This is a genomic window from Streptomyces sp. NPDC001700, assembly GCF_053596435.1.
The window spans coordinates 429,221-445,293 of the sequence record NZ_JBSFGE010000003.1 but is presented as its reverse complement, the minus strand read 5'-3'; the positions used below and the strand labels follow the sequence as shown (position 1 = coordinate 445,293).

The window sequence follows — 16,073 nt, the reverse complement described above, 5'->3', positions numbered from 1 at the left end:
TAGGGGGTCAGTAATGTCTCATATGTCCTTAGGGTTCGGCCGGGACCGTGGCACGGATCCGGCTGCCCTGTCCCGGGCGGCTGTCCACGAGCAGGGTGCCGCCCACCTCACGGGCCCGTTCGCGCATCGAGAGCAGGCCCAGATGGCCGGGGAAGGTGCCCTGGGAGTCGAAGCCCACGCCGTCGTCGGCCACGGTCAGGGTGACCGTTCCGGGGCCGCTGAGCAGGTGGAGGGTGACGTTCCGGGCCCGGGAGTGCTTGGCGATGTTGTGCAGCGACTCCTGCGCGATCCGGTACAGGGCGTGCTTGGCCTCCGGCGTGGTCTCCGGCTCGGACCCGAGCATGGCCTCGGCCGTGATGCCGTACCGGTCCCGCAGCGTCTCCACGTGCTGGGTGAGCGCGGCGACCAGGCCCTCGGCCTCCAGGGACTCGGGCCGCAGCTGGCACAGCAGGGTCCGGGTCTCGGCGATCGCGACGTCCGCGAGCCGCCTGATGTACTCGATCGGCTCGGCGAGCTGGGCCAGCTCGGCCACGCCAGTCGGCTCGGCCAGATCGCGTTCCAGCAGCTCGCGGGCGGTACGGGCGCCCAGGGCGATGCCGTAAAGGGCCTGCGAGACCGAGTCGTGCAGCTCCCGGGAGACCCGCTGCCGTTCCTCCCGTACGGCCGTCTCACGGGCCGCCGCGCGCTGCCGGTCGTGCTCCACCGCGCACGCCGCATGGCCCGCGATCACCTCCAGGACGGTCATATCGGTCTCGCCGGGGCGGCGGCCCGCCGGGAAGTGGCAGCACATCGCGCCGATCACGGTGGTCTCGCGCAGCAGCGGCCAGGCGGCCACCGCGCCCCGCGCCGGAGTCTGTCCGGCCCCGGACAGGCCCTCGTGGATCACGGGCGTGGCGCCCGCGATCGCCTCCAGCGCGGGCTTACGGGACGGCGGGGTATGCCCGTGGCCGCCGCCCGCCATGCGCAGGATGGCGCCCGGGCCGGGCTCCAGGAGGTAGACGGTGCAGCTCGCGGCGGTGGTACGGGCCACCGCGCCCCCGGCCAGGGCGTCCAGCGTGCGCCGTACGGAACCCTGCCCGGCGGCCGCGGCCGTGGTGGCGGCCACCCGGCGCAGCTGTTCGCGGCCGCGGAGCCGGGCCACGGCGAGCCCGGCGGGCTCCGCGAACATCCGGACGGTCCGCACATCGGCGCGGGTGAGCCGCCGTCCGCCGCGCCGCGTCGCCACCTCGATCACGCCCGCCGCCTGGCCGCGCACCAGCAGCGGCGCGTCCAGTACGGAGGCCAGGGCCGCGTCGTGCGGGACGCGGTGGAAGAGGCCGAGGCCGCCGGAGACCGTGGGCCGTCCGGCGCGGATCGCCTTGCGGGCGGGCGCGGACCCGCCCGGGGTCAGCAGCCCGCGCGGGATGGCGTCCGGGGTGCCGTCGACGGCGCGTACGGCCAGGACGTCGCCCGGCTCCAGCACCATCACCCGCGCCAGGTCGGCGCCCAGCAGCTCCCGCAGCCGGTGGGCGATCAGCCGCAGCACCTCGTCGCCGGGGTCGCCCGCCAGGACCCGCTCGGTGACCTCGGCGAGCGCCGCGCGGCGCCGCCGCCACCGGAACGGGAAGCCGCGGCCCTCACCGTGTCCGTGCTCGTGCCCGTGTATCCCGAAAGCGATCACGCCGACCACCACTGCTCCCTCGTCGTGGACTCCAGCGCCTCGGGCGGGGTCAGCTCACCGGCCGGTACCAGGCCCGACTGCACCGCGTACACCGCCGCCTGGGTCCGGCTGTGGACGCCGAGTTTGGTCAGGATGTGGCTCACGTACGTCTTCACGGTCTGCTGGCCGATCCGCAGATCGCGGGCGATCTCCTTGTTGGCCTTGCCCCGGGCCAGCATGGTCAGCACCTCGGTCTCCCGCTCGGTGAGCTGTTCGGGCCCGCTCGGCTCGCGGACCTGGCCCATCAGCCGGGAGATGGCGGCGGGGGAGACATGGATCTGTCCGGCGGCCGCGGACTTCACCGCGTTCCGCAGGTCGTCGGCCTCGGCGTTCTTCAGCAGGAAGCCGATCGCCCCGGCCCGTACCGCGCCCATCACCATCGCGTCGTCGAGGGAGCTGGTCAGCGCCACGACCTCGACCTCGGGGATGTCCTGGCGGATCTCCGCCGTGGCCGACACCCCGTCCATCACGGGCATCAGCAGGTCCATGAGGACGACGTCGGGGCACAGCTCCCGGGCCAGCCGTACGGCCTCGCGGCCGTTGGTCGTCTCGCCGACCACCTTGATCTCGTCGTCGAGCCCAAGGATCATGCGCAGGCCCTGCCGGACCACCGCGTGATCGTCTGCGATCAGAACGCGAAGCGCCACGTTGACTCACCTGCCCACGAGAAGGAGAACGACGGGAACAACGGAACGGAGCGTCCAGCTAGGCGTACGGGAAGGGAACCCGGTGAGCGGTGTCCGGAATTCCATCAGTCGGGGGATTTTGTCCCCCATTCGTCCGCCCCCGGTTGGCGGAGGGGCCCGAGGGGCCGAAAGCCTCACTCCGGGTCTACGGGCCTGAAGCCCCACTCGGTGGCCTTGGCCACCGCCTCCAGCTGCGAGCGCACCTCAAGCTTCTCCAGGATCTTGCGCACATGGGTGCGGACGGTCGCGTAGCTGATGCTCACCCGCTCCGCGACCGCCCGGTTGTCCAGGCCCTGGCTCATCAGGGTGAGGATCTCCTGCTCGCGCCGGGTCAGGCTCTCCAGCCGCCCGGTCTGCTCGGCGGTCGAGCGCGCGGACTCGCGGTTCCGGGACAGCACCTCGACCAGGGTGCTGGCCGGGATCAGGGTCTCGCCCTCGGCGGCGGAGCGGATGGCCGAGGCGATCTCGTCGCCGCTCGCCGACTTCAGCAGATAGCCGCAGGCGCCCGCCTCGACCGCGGCCAGCAGCGCCGAGTCGCTGGCGTCGGCGCTGAGGATCACGATCGCGCAGGACGGATCGTGCGCCCGGATGCCCGCGGCCGCGTCGGCCCCCGTGCCGTCGGGCAGCCGGAAGTCGATCAGGGCAACATCGGGCGACAGCTCCTTGGCCATGGGCACGGTCTCGGCGACCGAGTCGGCCCACCCGACGACGGTCAGGTCCCCGTACTCGGCCAGCAGCGCCCACAGCCCCTCGGCGACCACCCGGTGGTCCTCGACGATCAGGACCTTGGTCAGCTCCGCCGGGGCGGTCACGGTTCCGGTTCCCCTTCCGATGAGGGGGAGCCGATGGACGGCGCGCCGAGGGCCGGGACCGGCGGTTCGCCCAGCGGCACCCAGAACTCGACGGTGGTGCCCGTGCCCGGCGCGCTCTCGATACGGCACCAGCCGCCCGCGATCTGGGCGCGTTCCTGGATGAGGGACAGCCCGAGGTGGCCCGGGCGGGACTCGACCTCCAGCGGGTTGTAGCCCCTGCCGTCGTCGACGATCCGTACGAGACAGCCCTCGTCGAGCCCGAGCAGCTGGACGTGCACCGTCTTCGCGCGGGCGTGCTTGCGCACGTTCATCAGGGCTTCCTGCGCGGTCCGGTAGATCAGCGCCATGGTCTCGGCGGGCGGCTTGGCCGCGAGCCGGTCCTCCAGGCGGTAGGTGAGCCCGGTCTCGGTACGGATCTGCTCCAGCAGCCCGCGCAGCGCGGCGGCCAGGCAGCCGTGCTCCAGGCTGGACGGCCGGAGGTCGAAGATCAGCTGGCGCAGTCGGCTCAGCGAGAGCTTCAGGGTCTCGTCCAGCTTGTCCATCACCCGCTGCTCCTCCGGGTCCCGCAGCCGCCGCCGCAGCTGCTGGAGCCGGAGGCTGGCCGCGGTGATCACCTGGATGGTGTCGTCGTGGATGTCCGCGGCGATCCGCCCGCGCTCCGCCTCCTGGGCGTGGACGAGATGGCTGAGCAGGGCCTGCCGGTCCCGGTCGGTGACCTCCAGCAGCTCCAGGCTGCGTTCCAGGACGAACTGGGCGCGCTGCACCTCGGTGATGTCCCGGACGGTCAGGACGGACAGCAGCCCCTCCTCGGTGCGCAGCGGGCTGACGCTGACGTCGGCCGGGAACTGCTTGGCGTCGCTGCGGCGGCCGACCAGCTCCATGCTGTGCCCGAGCGGCTCCTCGGCCTCGTCCCATTCGCGCAGCGAGACGGTCAGCGGCTGGTCGGGCAGCAGCGCCTCGACGGCGCGGCCGATGAGGTGGTCGCGGTCGTAGCCGAAGAGGCCTTCGGTGCGGTTGTTGGCGGCCTGGATGCGCCCGGCGGCGTCGACGATCATCATCGCGTCCGGCGAGGACTCGATGAGCTGGCGGAACCGGCTCTCGGCGGCCCGCAGCTGGCTCAGGTCGGCGACGAAGACGACGCCGCGGGCCCGCTTGCCCTGCAGATGGCCGCCGCTGAACTGGGCGGGGAACTCGGTGCCGTCCCGGCGGCGGCCCGCCATCGCGGAGGGCGCGCTGAAGACCCGGCCGACGAGCTGTTCGGAGGCGGTGCGGTAGCGCTCGGGGACGAGGTCCCGCAGCCGCTTGTCGCGCAGCTCGGTCGAGCTGTAGCCGAACATGTGCCGTACGTGGGCGTTCGCGAACTCGATCCGGCCGCGGGAGCCGAGGACCAGCACGCCGCAGGGGGCGTGGCCGAGGAGGTCCACGTACGACTCCTCCAGCCGCCCGCCCACCAGGTCCTCGAAGCGCCAGGAGGCGCGGTCGGCGCGGCGCAGCGGCTCGGCGCAGTCGGTGAGCAGATCGGCGGACATGGAGAACTGGTCGCGGGCGGCCCGGTTGATCGCTTCGAGTATTTCCTCGGCGGGGGTGCCCTTGACCAGGTAGCCGGTGGCTCCGACGGCCAGCATGTTGAGCACGGTCTCGCGGTCGCCGTGGGCGGACAGCGCGACCACGCGGGCGTCGGGGGCCTGGTCACGGATGGCGCGGACGCTGCCCGGGGCGTCGCCCTTGGGCATGTGCACGTCCATGATCACGACGCGGGGGTGGTGCTCGACCGCCTCGTGCACGGCCTGCTCGTGGTCGATGGCGAGCCCCACCAGCTCCAGGTCGGGGTGGGAGTCGATGAGGTCGGCGAGGGCTTCCCGGACCGCCGGGTCGTCATCGGCCACTACAACGTCGATGCGGTCGTCACCCATCGCTACCCACCTCCCTTGAGGACGGCACCCTGCAGCTCGCGGACGCTGAGTTCATCGCGCCGGCAGTGCGACAGCGACGGCATGACCGCGGCGAGCGGCGCGACCAGCACGTTGTAGTGGCTTCCGATGCGATCGCACACGGCGACCGCCGCCGCGGCGTCCCACACCGCGGCCCAGAAGGCCCAGTCGTGACGGCGGTGGTTCTTGGCCGCGTCCAGCGCGGCGCGGCGCGCCACGGAGGCGGCCACGAGGATGCGGTACCGCTCCTCGTCGGTCGTGGTGCGGTGGACCTCCGCCCATCCCTCGGCCCGGGTCTGGCTGGAGGTCTGCTTCCACAGATCGGCCACCCGGTCGATTTCTTCGGGAGAGAGGTCCTCGATATGGGTCAGGAACTGGAGGACTCTTCGCGAGTTCGGGCCGAAAATAATACTCATAGGACACTCCAGGACGCATGGTACATCTCCGGACTATCGCGAACGTGGGCCCCGGCCTCTTGGGGCGGCCGGACGGACCGGCCCACGTTCCCGCTCGGGCGTCTGTCCTAGTCGTTCTGTCCGTGGCCCGAGGACATGTTGATGCTCGCCTTCGCGATGCCACCGCTCTTCTGGCCGATGAGCTGGAAGGCGACGCCGTTCTCGTCGGCCGCGGTGATCCGGTACGAGCCCACCGCCGAGGCCTTGCCGCGCTCGTCCACCTGGAAGGTCCCGATCTTCCGCTGCCCGGTGGAGCCGGACCCGGCGTACGCGACCACCGTCTCGCCCGGGGCGAAGCCCGCGACGTAGAAGCTCAGCGTGGTGCCCGCCCTGCCGCCGAAGGCGCTGGGCTCGGCGGACGGGGAGTACGGCAGCACGGTGAACCCGGAGCGCACCACGGCCCGGCTCTGGTCGCCGATCGCCATCAGCGTCTGGCGCCCCTTGAGCCCGAACGGCACGTTGAACGCCACGTCGCGGATCTGGCCCATGCCGTTCGCCTGGGCGGTGAAGGCGGGCAGCCCGCTGTTGCGGTTGATGTAGACCAGCACCCGCTCGCCGGGCGCGAACTTGTTGGCGGACAGCGTGATCCGCTGACCGGCCTTGAGCGCGTACGGCTTGGACTTCATAGACGGGTACATGGCCAGCATCTGGAAGGGCGCGGTGGCCGTGGTCTTGCTGCGCTTGCCCACCAGGACCAGCGTGCTGTTGCCGGTCGGGGCCACCCCGACCTTGATGTCCGCGCGGCCCACGCTGCCGCCGCTGTCGGTGTGCAGCGTGGTGACGGGGGTGCCGGTGGTCCGGCCCCAGAACACGTCGATCGACTCACCGGGCCGGAAGCCATGGGCGCTGACCATGACGATGTCACCGGGACGGCCGACCATCTTGTTGATCCGCGCGGTGCCGACCGCGCCGCCGGTGATCACCTTGGCCTCGGCCGCGTTGGTGCTGCCGCGCTGCTGGGCGACCAGGGTGGCGGGCCGCCCGCTGTTCGACTCGGGCACGGTGAACCGGGCGTAGATCGAGCCGTAGCGGTCGGTCTTGACGCTGCCGATCGTCCGGCCCTTGGTGTCCGACGCCCGCGCCTTGAGCAGCAGGTCCACGGTGGACTTCTTGCCGAAGCCGCCGCCCTCGACCGTCGCCTTGCCGCCGGGGGTCACCAGGCCCGGGTTGAGCACGATGATCGGGCCGGACGCCTGCGGAATGCGCTGGTTGCCCAGCTTGATGGTCTTGGGCTGCTTGGGCGGCCGTACCTCCTGCCGCTCCTGCGGATGCCCCTTCTTCGGTGCGCCGCCGCCTCCGTTGCCGGTGGTGTCGAGGGCGCCACCGAAGCCACCGCGCGCGATCACCTGCACGAGCGATCCGACGATCGCGAAGACCACGAGAGCGAGCAGGACGGTCTTCCAGGTGAACTTCTTCTTGTTCTTGTTTCCCGGGTCGCCCCCGGCCGGGGATTTCTCCTCGTACTCGGGAACATCCCTGTCCTCCGGAACATCATCCCAGTCGTCGTACTCAGGCATGGCCTTCACCTCCTCTTCCCGCGGCTATTGCACCCGGTAGATTTCGAGCTTGATGTTGCCCTGGATTCTCGACCAGACCCGGTCGGAATTCTGCAGAGCCTTGAGAATCCAGTTCTCGCGGCCATCGGAGTTGTTGGTGGCCATCGACTTGCGCATCTTGTTCGACATGATGATGTAGTCGATGTTCTGCCATTTCTTTTTGAAGAGCTTGTCGCGCACATCGGGGTCGGACGCGGCGTTCCAGTGCGAATGCGCGTACGGATAGAAGGGGCGCACATCGTGCAGCTGTCCCCATAGATCGTCGTCCATGATGATGCGCGAATTGGGTGGGACGTGCTTGCGCACCCAGGCGATCTGATCATGCTGCATTTTGGTGAGGTTGATCCGCGACTGGTACTGGTCCGCGATTTGCACGACGCCCTCGGTATTGGTGTGCACCAGATATCCGGAGGACGGCGACATCAGCAGGACGACCGCGACCAGTGAGGGCACACCGACCCGGACGAGGGAATGGGCTCCGCGCATGAAGCGGTTTTTGAACGAGGCCTTCAGCAGCCGGTCCACGGCCATCCCGATGCTGATCGCGAACATGGGGATCAGCGGGGTGACGTAGAAGTCCAGCACCACGCTGCCGCGCAGCAGATAGAAGGTGTAGCCGAAGGCCAGGGTCCCGACGATCAGGTAGCCCAGGTTCCGCTGCCGGTCCCGCAGCCCCCACCACAGGCACAGCAGCATCGCCACGAACCCGGCGATCAGCATGTACGAGTCGCGCATCAGCCAGCTCGTGTACAGCAGCCCGTCGTGGCTGAGCAGATTGCCCTGGCTGCGGTTGAGCTGCCACCACAGGGTGTAGAGCAGCGAGACGTGGTCGGCGGGCGGATTGTCCAGGTCGAAGTCGAAACTGCTCGGCAGCAGCTCGTTCTTGAGCACCGCGTACGTCACATAGGCGCCGATCGGGGCCGCCGCGGCGAACGGCCAGAGCGTCCGCAGGAACCGGTGGCTCGCCGACCCCTTGATCCGCCGGTAGAGCAGATAGATGAAACTCGGCACGAAGAAGATCGCGTTTTCCTTGGTGATCAGCGCGAGCCCGAGCGCTATCCCGCCGCCGAACACCGATCTGATGGTGGTCTCCCGGCGCAGCAGGGCGAACAGGCTCAGCAGCAGCCAGAACATCATCAGGTTGTCCAGCAGTACCTGGCGCTGGTAGTAGACCGCGATCGGCGAGACGTTGAAGAAGAACGCGGCGATGGTGGCGGCCAGCGTGGACCCCGAAAGCCGCCGGGTGATCTCGAACAGCAGATAGACGCTCGCGACATGCACGAGCAGCATCAGGAAGCGACCGGTGTTGATCGCGTTGCCGAACGTCTCGAACTGCTGCGGCAGTGGGAAGACCCAGCCCGCCAGCGTGATCCAGCCCGCCGGGGCGTGGTCGTAGTCGTAGGTGTAGGGCGAGAGGCTGGTCTCGCGTACCAGCGACCAGGCCCGCTGCATGTAGATGCCCTCGTCGGTGAGGTAGAGGGGGTAGCGGAACAGGTGGTAGCCGTGGGTGAGCGCGCCGGTCAGCAGGGAGATGGCCAGGGCGATCTTCCCGACGTTCCCCAGCGGCGGGAACCAGCCGCGCTCCACGGAGAACCGGCGGCGGCGCCGTCCGGGCGGCCGCTGCGGGGCGGCCGTGCCCTGGTCGGTGGCCTGGCCAGCGTTCTGGTCGGCGTTCTGGTCGACGGCGACCGGGTTCGAGGGGTCATGCGACACGCGACTCCGCCTCCTCGGTCTGGCCCCGGTGGGCGCCCACGTGCTGTGTCTTCTCCCAGTCGTGGCGGCCGGCCAGCTGCCGCCGCATGGCCCGCAGCGCCGCGTACGCCAGGACCATCTGGAACGGGAACCAGGCGATCGCCATCCGGAGGACCTCCTTCGGCGAGGCCTCCAGGCCATGGGCGTCGGTGAACTCGTACAGGCCGACCACCTGCACCAGGAAGTGCGCGACCAGCAGCAGTACGGGCAGATACGAGCAGAGCGCGATCAGCACCGGCACCTTGAGGATCAGGATCATGCCGAGCGAGATCGGCAGATAGAGGCCGAGCAGCGCCTGACCGCGCGGGAAGACCAGCACGTAGAAGGCCAGCCAGCGCTGTTTGCGCGTCGGCATCTTCTTCCAGGTGCCCTTCTTCAGGGTCTGCATGAAGCCCTGGCTCCAGCGGGTGCGCTGCCGGATGAAGTGGCCGAGGGTGGGCGGGGTCTCCTCCTTGGTCACGTACCGGTCGTCGTAGACCACCCGCACCCGCTCGCCCATGGCCGAGATCCGCAGGCCCATGTCGGCGTCCTCGGTGAGGTTGCGGTCGTCCCAGCCGCCGAGCCGCAGCAGCAGCTCGCGGGAGAAGAAGACGGTGTTGCCGCCGAGCGGGATGGAGCCGTGGTGGGCGTGGTAGTGCAGCCGGCTCTTGAACCAGAAGAAGTACTCCAGGACGTTCAGCGTGGAATACCAGTTGGACTGGTAGTTCATGAGCTGCACGCCCGCCTGCACCACCCGGACCCGCTCCTTCACCATCACGGTGTTGATGAGCCGGAAGATCTTCGGGTGGATGTCGTCCTCGGCGTCGAAGATGGTCACGACCTGGTTGGCGGTCTGCGGCAGGGCGGTGTTGAGCCCGTGCGGCTTGTTGACCGGCTCGTCGTCGAAGACCACGACCCGCACGTTGTGCAGCCCTTCCCGGGCCAGCTGGTCGATCTTCTCCTCGGCCTTCTTGATGGTGCCGTCGTCGTCCTGCGAGCAGATCACGAAGACCTCCAGCAATTCGGCCGGATAGTCGGCGCGCACCACTCGCTCGATGGTGGACTGGATGACGTCTTCCTCATGCCGGGCGGGCAGCAGCACGCTGAAGGAGAGCCGCGGCGGAATGAAGGTTTCCGGCGCCCTCGCCTTCCGTTCGGCGTCCGCCCGGTCCCAGGTGTAGAGCATGAGATAGAGGACGTGGGTCGACTGCACGGTGAGCAGGATCGACACCAGGACCAGCACCAGGTAGATGATCGGGATAATCATCGGCTCCGCCTCCCCCATACCCATCCCGTACTGGAGGCGAAGTTGACCGCGAACGCGGCGGAGATGCCGAGGCAATTCGCCAGCAGGAGATACATTCCGGCGCGGACCAGCGACCAGACGATGACGACGTTGACCGCGAGTCCGCCCAGTACGGTTACGTTGAACTTGACGAAACGTCTGGCCGACGGGGTGTGCACGGCGAAGGTCCACCGGTCGTTGAGCAGATAGTTGTGGACCACGGCGAGTTCCACCGCGATGGCGGACGCCACCAGAAGCGGCAGTCCGCCCCAGTGGTAGAGCGCGAAAAGCGCCGCCGAGTTCACCACCGCACCGGCCCCGCCGACCACGGCGAAGCGCAGCGCCAGACCGGTCATACCCGCCATCCGTTTCCGCGGCGAGCGGGTCCGGACCGAGGTCCCGTTCCGCCGGTGAGTGGTGACGTCCGCTGGATCGCCCGGCTCTCCCGCGCGCTCACTGAACGTTCGGAAACGCTGCATCGCGACTCCCTTGACAGGAGGCTCTTATCGCCGTCGAGTCCCAGAGTGCGTCACCCGCAAAGGAGGTAGTACCCGCGCTCGGGGGAGCGGTGAGTGCACCTTCGGCGGATCCCTTTCCTCCCCCATTTCGGGGAGCGCCGGGTTTTGGGCACCAGACCGCTTCCCCCGAAGAGGGGAACGGCCACTCCCTCGCCCGTGGGTGCCAGTACTTCCGGGGGCTGCCCAAGATGAAAGGGGCCCGACGGCCTTGCGTCCCGTGCGACGAGAGTAGGTGACGTAATGTCAGGTCACGTGATGTCACGCCATCCATTCGCCGGCCGGGCCGGAGCGGTCATCGCAGCGATGACCCTCGCACTGGCCACGCCGGCTGCGGCAAGTGATTCCGATAGCGGTGGGTTGCACGATTCCGAATGGGCGCTCACCGCGCTCGACGCGAAACGTGCGTGGAAAATCAGCAAGGGTGCCGGAGTGACCGTCGCGGTCGTCGGCACCGGAGTAGACGCCTCCCATCCGGATCTGCGCGGCCGGGTCGCCGCCGGAAAGGATTTCGCGGGTGGCGGCAGCCCCGTCACCCGGGACGACGGAAACCACGACGAGCAGTCCACCCACGCCGCCGGAATCATCGCCGGCACCGGCCGCAATTACCGCGGCGACGGGGTGTACGGGCTCGCGCCCCGGGCCCGGGTCATGCCGCTCGGGGTGTACCGCGACGGAAAACCCCAGGCCAAGGCCACCGCCCGGGCCATCCGCCACGCGGCGAGCCATGGCGCGCACATCATCCACGTCGCCGTGGCCTTCAAGCGCCCGAACGCCGACCTGAAGTCCGCGGTGAAGTACGCCGCCGCCCAGGACGCCGTGGTCGTGGCGGGCGCCGGGGACAACGGCAAGGACGGCAACAAGCCCACCTACCCGGCCGCCCTCCCCGGCGTGGTCGCCGTCGTGGCCACCGACAAGAAGGGCGCCGTATGGACCTCGTCCCACCACGGCGGGACCATCACGCTGGCCGCGCCCGGCGTCGCGATCCTCACCACGGCCGGTAACAACGACTACTGGACCGGCGACGGCACCGGCTACGCCGCGCCCTGGGTCGCCGCCGGAGCGGCGCTGCTGCGCTCCGAGCACCCCCGCTGGAACTCCCGCCAGATCGTCCGGAAGCTGATCGACACGGCCGACCGGAAGGGGGCGGCGGGCCACGATCCGCGCTACGGCTACGGGGTGATCGCCCCCGCCAAGGCGCTCGCGGACCGGGCCGCGCCACCGCCCTCCGCCGAGCCCACCGCGGCCCCCTCCCCGCACCGCACCAAGGCGGCCGCCGCCTCCCAGGCGGCCGGGGATACCTCCGCCCTGGTCACGATAGGGATCGTGGCCGGTGTGCTGGTCGTGCTCGCGGTGCTGGCGGTGGTGCTCATCAGCCGCCGCCGCCCCCCGCCCGGCAACTCCCACAACGGCTGAGGCGGGGATGTTCACCGGACCGCGTGACCGCGCCGACCGGGCCCGCCCGCCGGCGCGGTCGCGCAGGACCGCCCGGCTGAGCCGCGGCATGGCCCATGTGCTGGTCATGGTGCTGATAACCGAGGTCGTGATGGCCATCACCACGGCGGGCACGCTGCCGGAGCCCGCGGCCACCCATGCCTTCAGGACGCCACCCTCCGTGACCAAGCCGTTCTATCCCGCGACGACGCGCTTCTACACCGACCCGCACAACCCCGCCGCGTCCTGGGCGCGCGCCCATCCGCGCGACCGGCGGGCGGCGGCCATCCGTCAGCGCATCGCCGACCAGCCGCAGGCCGCGTGGTTCACGGAGACCAACGAGTCGCTGGTCGAGGAGCGGGCCCGGGGGCTGGTCGACGCGGCCACGGCCCGGCGGCGGCTGCCCGTCCTGGTCGCGTACGCCATCCCGCAGCGCGACTGCGAGCAGTACAGCGCGGGCGGCAGCGGGGACGCGGGGGTCGCCTACCGGCGCTGGATCGACGCCTTCACCCGGGGCATCGGCGACCGGCCCGCCCTGGTCGTCCTCGAACCGGACGCCCTCGCCCACCTGGGCTGTCTGCGCAAGCGGCAGCGCGCGGAGCGGTTCGCCGCCCTGGCGTACGCGGCCCGGACGCTCCGGGAGCGGGCCCCGCGCGCCCGGGTCTACTACGACGCCGGGAACTCCGGCTGGCAGCCCGCCCGCACCATGGCCGCGCGGCTGCGGCACGCCGGAATCGGCCGGTACGGGGACGGCATCGCGGTCAACGTCTCCAACTTCAACGCCACCCGCGACGAGGTGCGCTACGGCCTCTCCGTCCTGGCCGAGCTGCGCCGCCCCCGGCTGGGAGTCGTGGTCGACACCAGCCGCAACGGGGCGGGCCCTACGCCCAAGCACCAGTTCTGCGATCCGCCCGGCCGCAGGCTGGGCCGGGCCCCCACCGCGGCCACCGGCATCCCCGGGGTCGACGCCTTCCTGTGGGTCAAACAGCCGGGGCAGGCGGACGGCTGCGCGGCCGGTGCGGGCGTCTTCGTACCCGGCTACGCGTACCGGCTGACGGGCTGAGACCCGCTCCAGGGCCCCTGTAGCGGCCCCCACCACCCCCGCAAAACGGACATAACCCATATAAAACGGCCGAATTCCGCTACCTCAACTGAGGTATCCGGAATTCGGCCGTTTGGTGTGCCCTGAATTCCTGCAATTGAGGTAGCTGGATTTCGCTCATGCGTACGGTGTTTCGAGCCCCGGGCTTTCCTAATGTCGATGAGTGACAGGACAAGAAAGCCCGAAGGAGCTCCATCGATGCAAAGAGTTCTCGTCGTGGAGCACCACGCCCAGGTGTTGAGTGCTCTCGCTGATCTCGTGATCGAGGAGCCGGAACTGGAGTTGTCCGGAATTGCCGGATCGGCCAGGGAGGCAATTTCTCTGGCCCGAGCAGCGCAACCGGATGTGGTGCTGATCGATGTGGACGAGCCCAGCTGGAAAGCGCAGGGGCTGGACCGCCTGATCGGCGACCTCCTTCCACAGGCGCGGATTGTCCGGCTGACCGCCGTATCCGACCCCCAAATGGAATGCCTGGAATCTCCGACGAACACCCCCAGCATCCTCAAGACCGAAGTACGCGAATTCCTCAGGAGTATCACCGAATGAATTCCCCCATGGACCAGAACAACGTCCCGACCAACCCCGAGACCACCGAGACGAAGCGCGCTCCGCGCTCCCGCCGTCTGCGTATGGGTATCGCTACGGCCGTCGTCGCTGTCGCTGCCGTGGGCGGCACTGTCACGGCGTTCGCCATGAACTCCGACGACGCGGGCTCCTCGTCCTCGGCCGCCCCGGGCAAGCCCGCGGGCTCGGATGTGAAGTTCCCGCTGTCGACCAAGAAGGGCGACATCGTCGACTCCAACGGCCGCAAGGTCGTCATGACCGGTGTGAACTGGTTCGGCTTCGAGACCGGCACCTTCGCGCCGCACGGCCTGTGGACCCGTGGCCTGGACTCCATGCTGGACCAGATGGCCAAGCAGGGCTTCAACACCATGCGGCTCCCCTACGCGAACGAGATGTTCGACGCCAAGAGCAAGCCCAACGGGATCGACTACAAGAAGAACCCCGACCTCAAGGGCCTCACCGGCCAGCAGATCATGGACAAGGTCGTCAAGGGTGCCACCGACCGCGGCATGATGGTGATCCTGGACCAGCACCGCCCGGACCAGTACAGCCAGAGTGAGCTGTGGTACTCCCAGAGCCTCACCGAGGAGAAGTGGCTGAGCGACTGGGTCAAGCTGGCCAAGCGCTACAAGGGCAACGAGCGAGTGGTCGGCGCCGACCTTCACAATGAGCCGCGTGGCCAGGCCACGTGGGGTGACGGCAACAAGAAGACCGACTGGCGTATGGCGGCCACCAAGGCCGGTAACGCGATCCACAAGGTCAACAAGAACTGGCTGATCTTCGTCGAGGGCACCGACCGCCACAAGAACGAGCAGTTCTGGTGGGGTGGCGACCTCCAGGGTGTGAAGAAGTACCCGGTGAAGCTGGACGAGGGCAACAAGGTCGTCTACTCGGCCCATGACTACGGTCCGGGCGTCTTCAACCAGAACTGGTTCCAGGCGAAGGACTTCCCGAAGAACATGCCCGCCATCTGGAAGAAGCACTGGGCCTACATCAAGCAGCAGAACATCGGACCGCTGCTGCTGGGTGAGTTCGGTGGCCGTAAGACCGCTGGTAACAGCAAGGAAGCCATCTGGCAGAACGCCCTGATGGACTACCTCAAGAAGAACGGCATCAGCTACACCTACTGGACCTGGAACCCGGACTCGGGCGACACCGGCGGTGTGCTGAACAAGGACTGGAAGACGCTCGACAAGAACAAGATGAAGATGCTGTCCAAGTACCAGATGCCGATGCTGGAGCCGAAGGGGAAGGCGTCGGAGTGACCCCTTCCGGCATCTAGCCGATCATGGTGATGTGACAGCGAGGGCCCGCAGGCAGCCGCCTGCGGGCCCTCCGTCGTGTGCGCGCCCGTCCGCACGCCCTCGCCGACCGCCCGGAAAGTCTGGAAAGTCCCGTATGGAGGGAAGCGGGACGTGCCTTCGCCGGGTTTCCTCCCTGGGCCCCCGCCCGCGCCCGCGGACCGGCCCCGGCATCCAGGGAGGCCGCCCATGAACCCGCACCAGCACCCCGGTCGCCTGCTCTTTCCGCTGGTCGCGCTCCTGGTGATCGCGGCCGACCAGGTGACCAAGGCGCTCGCGCTGGCCGCCTGGAGCGGTACCTCCGGGCCGCAGGCCCGGCTGGGGCCGTTCCAGGCGCTGCTGGTGCACAACGCCGGGGTGGCCTTCGGGCTGGGGCACGGCCGCCCGGTGCTGATCACCATGATCACCCTCACCGGCGCGGTCGCCACCGGGGCCGCCGTCTGCGCGGGGATGCGGGCCCACAGCCGCGGCCTGGCGTTCGGCATGGCGCTGATCGCCGGGGGCTCGGTCGGCAACGGCGCCGACCGGGCGGTGCGGCCGCCGGGCCCGCTGCGCGGCGCGGTGGTCGACTGGATCACGGTGGCGGGGCGCGGCCCGGTGTTCAACCTGGCCGATGTCGCCCTCGTCTCCGGGACCCTGCTCACCGCGGCCGTGCTGCTGGGCGCGGCGGTGCGGCGGCCGTCCGTCAGCCTCCGGCCTTCGGTACCGGACGCGACCCCGGCCCCGAGCCCGGCCCCGAACCCGGCAGTGGATCCTGGCCCGGCCCCGGCTCCCGGCCGCTCTCCCGCTCCGCGATCGACGCGATCGAGGCCGCGAACTCCTTCAGCCGCGCCAGCGCCGCTTCGTCGGTCACCTCCCGGGAGGCCAGCGCGCTGGTGACCCGCTGGTAGAGGGACAGCTCACGGGCGCAGCGGTGGCATTCCGCCACATGGGCCCGCACCCGTCCCGCGTCCGACGCGTCCAGTTCGCCGTCGAGGTACGCCTGGAGCATCGGCGCGCCCA

General features: G+C 69.7%; 14 protein-coding genes and 1 pseudogene. 5 read left to right on the top strand and 10 right to left on the bottom strand.

All coding sequences use genetic code 11. From position 1 onward, the window contains the following. Window positions 1-28: 28 nt before the first annotated feature. The 9 genes from ACWC5C_RS07750 to ACWC5C_RS07710 all read right to left on the bottom strand — a co-directional run bounded on the left by ACWC5C_RS07750 (window position 29) and on the right by ACWC5C_RS07710 (window position 10,511). Window positions 29-1,660, bottom strand: a complete 1,632-nt coding sequence (locus ACWC5C_RS07750) for a GAF domain-containing sensor histidine kinase (protein ID WP_450874564.1) — start codon at window positions 1,658-1,660, stop codon at window positions 29-31. Further along, window positions 1,657-2,346, bottom strand: a complete 690-nt coding sequence (locus tag ACWC5C_RS07745; RefSeq protein ID WP_450874563.1) for a response regulator — start codon at window positions 2,344-2,346, stop codon at window positions 1,657-1,659. The genes ACWC5C_RS07750 and ACWC5C_RS07745 overlap by 4 nt, the downstream gene beginning before the upstream one ends. A gap of 173 nt (window positions 2,347-2,519) precedes the next feature. Then, window positions 2,520-3,197 carry a response regulator gene (locus ACWC5C_RS07740; RefSeq protein WP_450874562.1) on the bottom strand — a complete coding sequence of 226 codons (678 nt, stop codon included), beginning with the start codon at window positions 3,195-3,197 and terminating at the stop codon, window positions 2,520-2,522. Then, entirely contained in the window at window positions 3,194-5,110 is a 1,917-nt protein-coding gene (locus ACWC5C_RS07735) for a PAS domain S-box protein (RefSeq protein WP_450874561.1), read from the bottom strand. Before ACWC5C_RS07735 ends, ACWC5C_RS07740 begins: the two co-directional genes overlap by 4 nt. A gap of 2 nt (window positions 5,111-5,112) precedes the next feature. Then, the gene (locus tag ACWC5C_RS07730; RefSeq protein WP_385436302.1) at window positions 5,113-5,544 is read right to left on the bottom strand and encodes a hypothetical protein; all 432 of its coding nucleotides are present in this window, start codon (window positions 5,542-5,544) and stop codon (window positions 5,113-5,115) included. Between the two features lie 107 nt (window positions 5,545-5,651). Continuing rightward, the gene (locus tag ACWC5C_RS07725; RefSeq protein ID WP_385436303.1) at window positions 5,652-7,100 is read right to left on the bottom strand and encodes a hypothetical protein; all 1,449 of its coding nucleotides are present in this window, start codon (window positions 7,098-7,100) and stop codon (window positions 5,652-5,654) included. A 24-nt stretch (window positions 7,101-7,124) separates the two neighbouring features. Continuing rightward, window positions 7,125-8,852, bottom strand: a complete 1,728-nt coding sequence (locus ACWC5C_RS07720; protein WP_450874560.1) for an ArnT family glycosyltransferase — start codon at window positions 8,850-8,852, stop codon at window positions 7,125-7,127. Further along, on the bottom strand, window positions 8,842-10,137 hold the full coding sequence (locus ACWC5C_RS07715; protein WP_450874559.1) for a glycosyltransferase: 1,296 nt from the start codon (window positions 10,135-10,137) through the stop codon (window positions 8,842-8,844). The genes ACWC5C_RS07720 and ACWC5C_RS07715 overlap by 11 nt, the downstream gene beginning before the upstream one ends. Continuing rightward, window positions 10,134-10,511 (bottom strand): GtrA family protein, encoded by a 378-nt coding sequence (locus ACWC5C_RS07710; RefSeq protein ID WP_450874558.1) that lies wholly within the window; start codon window positions 10,509-10,511, stop codon window positions 10,134-10,136. The genes ACWC5C_RS07715 and ACWC5C_RS07710 overlap by 4 nt, the downstream gene beginning before the upstream one ends. A 519-nt stretch (window positions 10,512-11,030) precedes the next feature. Between ACWC5C_RS07710 and ACWC5C_RS07705 the strand changes: the two genes are divergently transcribed. From ACWC5C_RS07705 to ACWC5C_RS07685, 5 genes are all read left to right on the top strand, one after another. Continuing rightward, window positions 11,031-12,086, top strand: a complete 1,056-nt coding sequence (locus ACWC5C_RS07705) for a S8 family serine peptidase (RefSeq protein ID WP_450874557.1) — start codon at window positions 11,031-11,033, stop codon at window positions 12,084-12,086. 7 nt (window positions 12,087-12,093) lie between these two features. Then, window positions 12,094-13,167, top strand: a complete 1,074-nt coding sequence (locus tag ACWC5C_RS07700; protein ID WP_450874556.1) for a glycoside hydrolase family 6 protein — start codon at window positions 12,094-12,096, stop codon at window positions 13,165-13,167. Window positions 13,168-13,404: 237 nt separating this feature from the next. Then, window positions 13,405-13,752, top strand: a complete 348-nt coding sequence (locus ACWC5C_RS07695; protein ID WP_450874555.1) for a DNA-binding response regulator — start codon at window positions 13,405-13,407, stop codon at window positions 13,750-13,752. Further along, window positions 13,749-15,035: a glycoside hydrolase family 5 protein gene (locus tag ACWC5C_RS07690; protein WP_385436310.1), complete on the top strand. Its 1,287-nt coding sequence runs from the start codon at window positions 13,749-13,751 to the stop codon at window positions 15,033-15,035. Before ACWC5C_RS07695 ends, ACWC5C_RS07690 begins: the two co-directional genes overlap by 4 nt. 225 nt (window positions 15,036-15,260) lie before the next feature. Continuing rightward, window positions 15,261-15,950, top strand: a complete 690-nt coding sequence (locus tag ACWC5C_RS07685) for a signal peptidase II (RefSeq protein ID WP_450874554.1) — start codon at window positions 15,261-15,263, stop codon at window positions 15,948-15,950. A 37-nt stretch (window positions 15,951-15,987) separates the two neighbouring features. Here ACWC5C_RS07685 and ACWC5C_RS07680 read toward each other — a convergent pair. Continuing rightward, a pseudogene (locus ACWC5C_RS07680) lies at window positions 15,988-16,062 on the bottom strand (zf-HC2 domain-containing protein); the annotation flags it as partial. Window positions 16,063-16,073 lie beyond the last annotated feature (11 nt).

Excerpts from the sequence above, each read along its gene's own strand:
- ACWC5C_RS07735 (WP_450874561.1), bottom strand. The coding sequence starts at position 5,110 with ATGGGTGACGACCGCATCGACGTTGTAGTGGCCGATGACGACCCGGCG.
- ACWC5C_RS07730 (WP_385436302.1), bottom strand. The coding sequence starts at position 5,544 with ATGAGTATTATTTTCGGCCCGAACTCGCGAAGAGTCCTCCAGTTCCTG.
- ACWC5C_RS07725 (WP_385436303.1), bottom strand. The coding sequence starts at position 7,100 with ATGCCTGAGTACGACGACTGGGATGATGTTCCGGAGGACAGGGATGTT.
- ACWC5C_RS07715 (WP_450874559.1), bottom strand. The coding sequence starts at position 10,137 with ATGATTATCCCGATCATCTACCTGGTGCTGGTCCTGGTGTCGATCCTG.
- ACWC5C_RS07710 (WP_450874558.1), bottom strand. The coding sequence starts at position 10,511 with ATGACCGGTCTGGCGCTGCGCTTCGCCGTGGTCGGCGGGGCCGGTGCG.
- ACWC5C_RS07700 (WP_450874556.1), top strand. The coding sequence starts at position 12,094 with ATGTTCACCGGACCGCGTGACCGCGCCGACCGGGCCCGCCCGCCGGCG.
- ACWC5C_RS07695 (WP_450874555.1), top strand. The coding sequence starts at position 13,405 with ATGCAAAGAGTTCTCGTCGTGGAGCACCACGCCCAGGTGTTGAGTGCT.
- ACWC5C_RS07690 (WP_385436310.1), top strand. The coding sequence starts at position 13,749 with ATGAATTCCCCCATGGACCAGAACAACGTCCCGACCAACCCCGAGACC.
- ACWC5C_RS07685 (WP_450874554.1), top strand. The coding sequence starts at position 15,261 with ATGAACCCGCACCAGCACCCCGGTCGCCTGCTCTTTCCGCTGGTCGCG.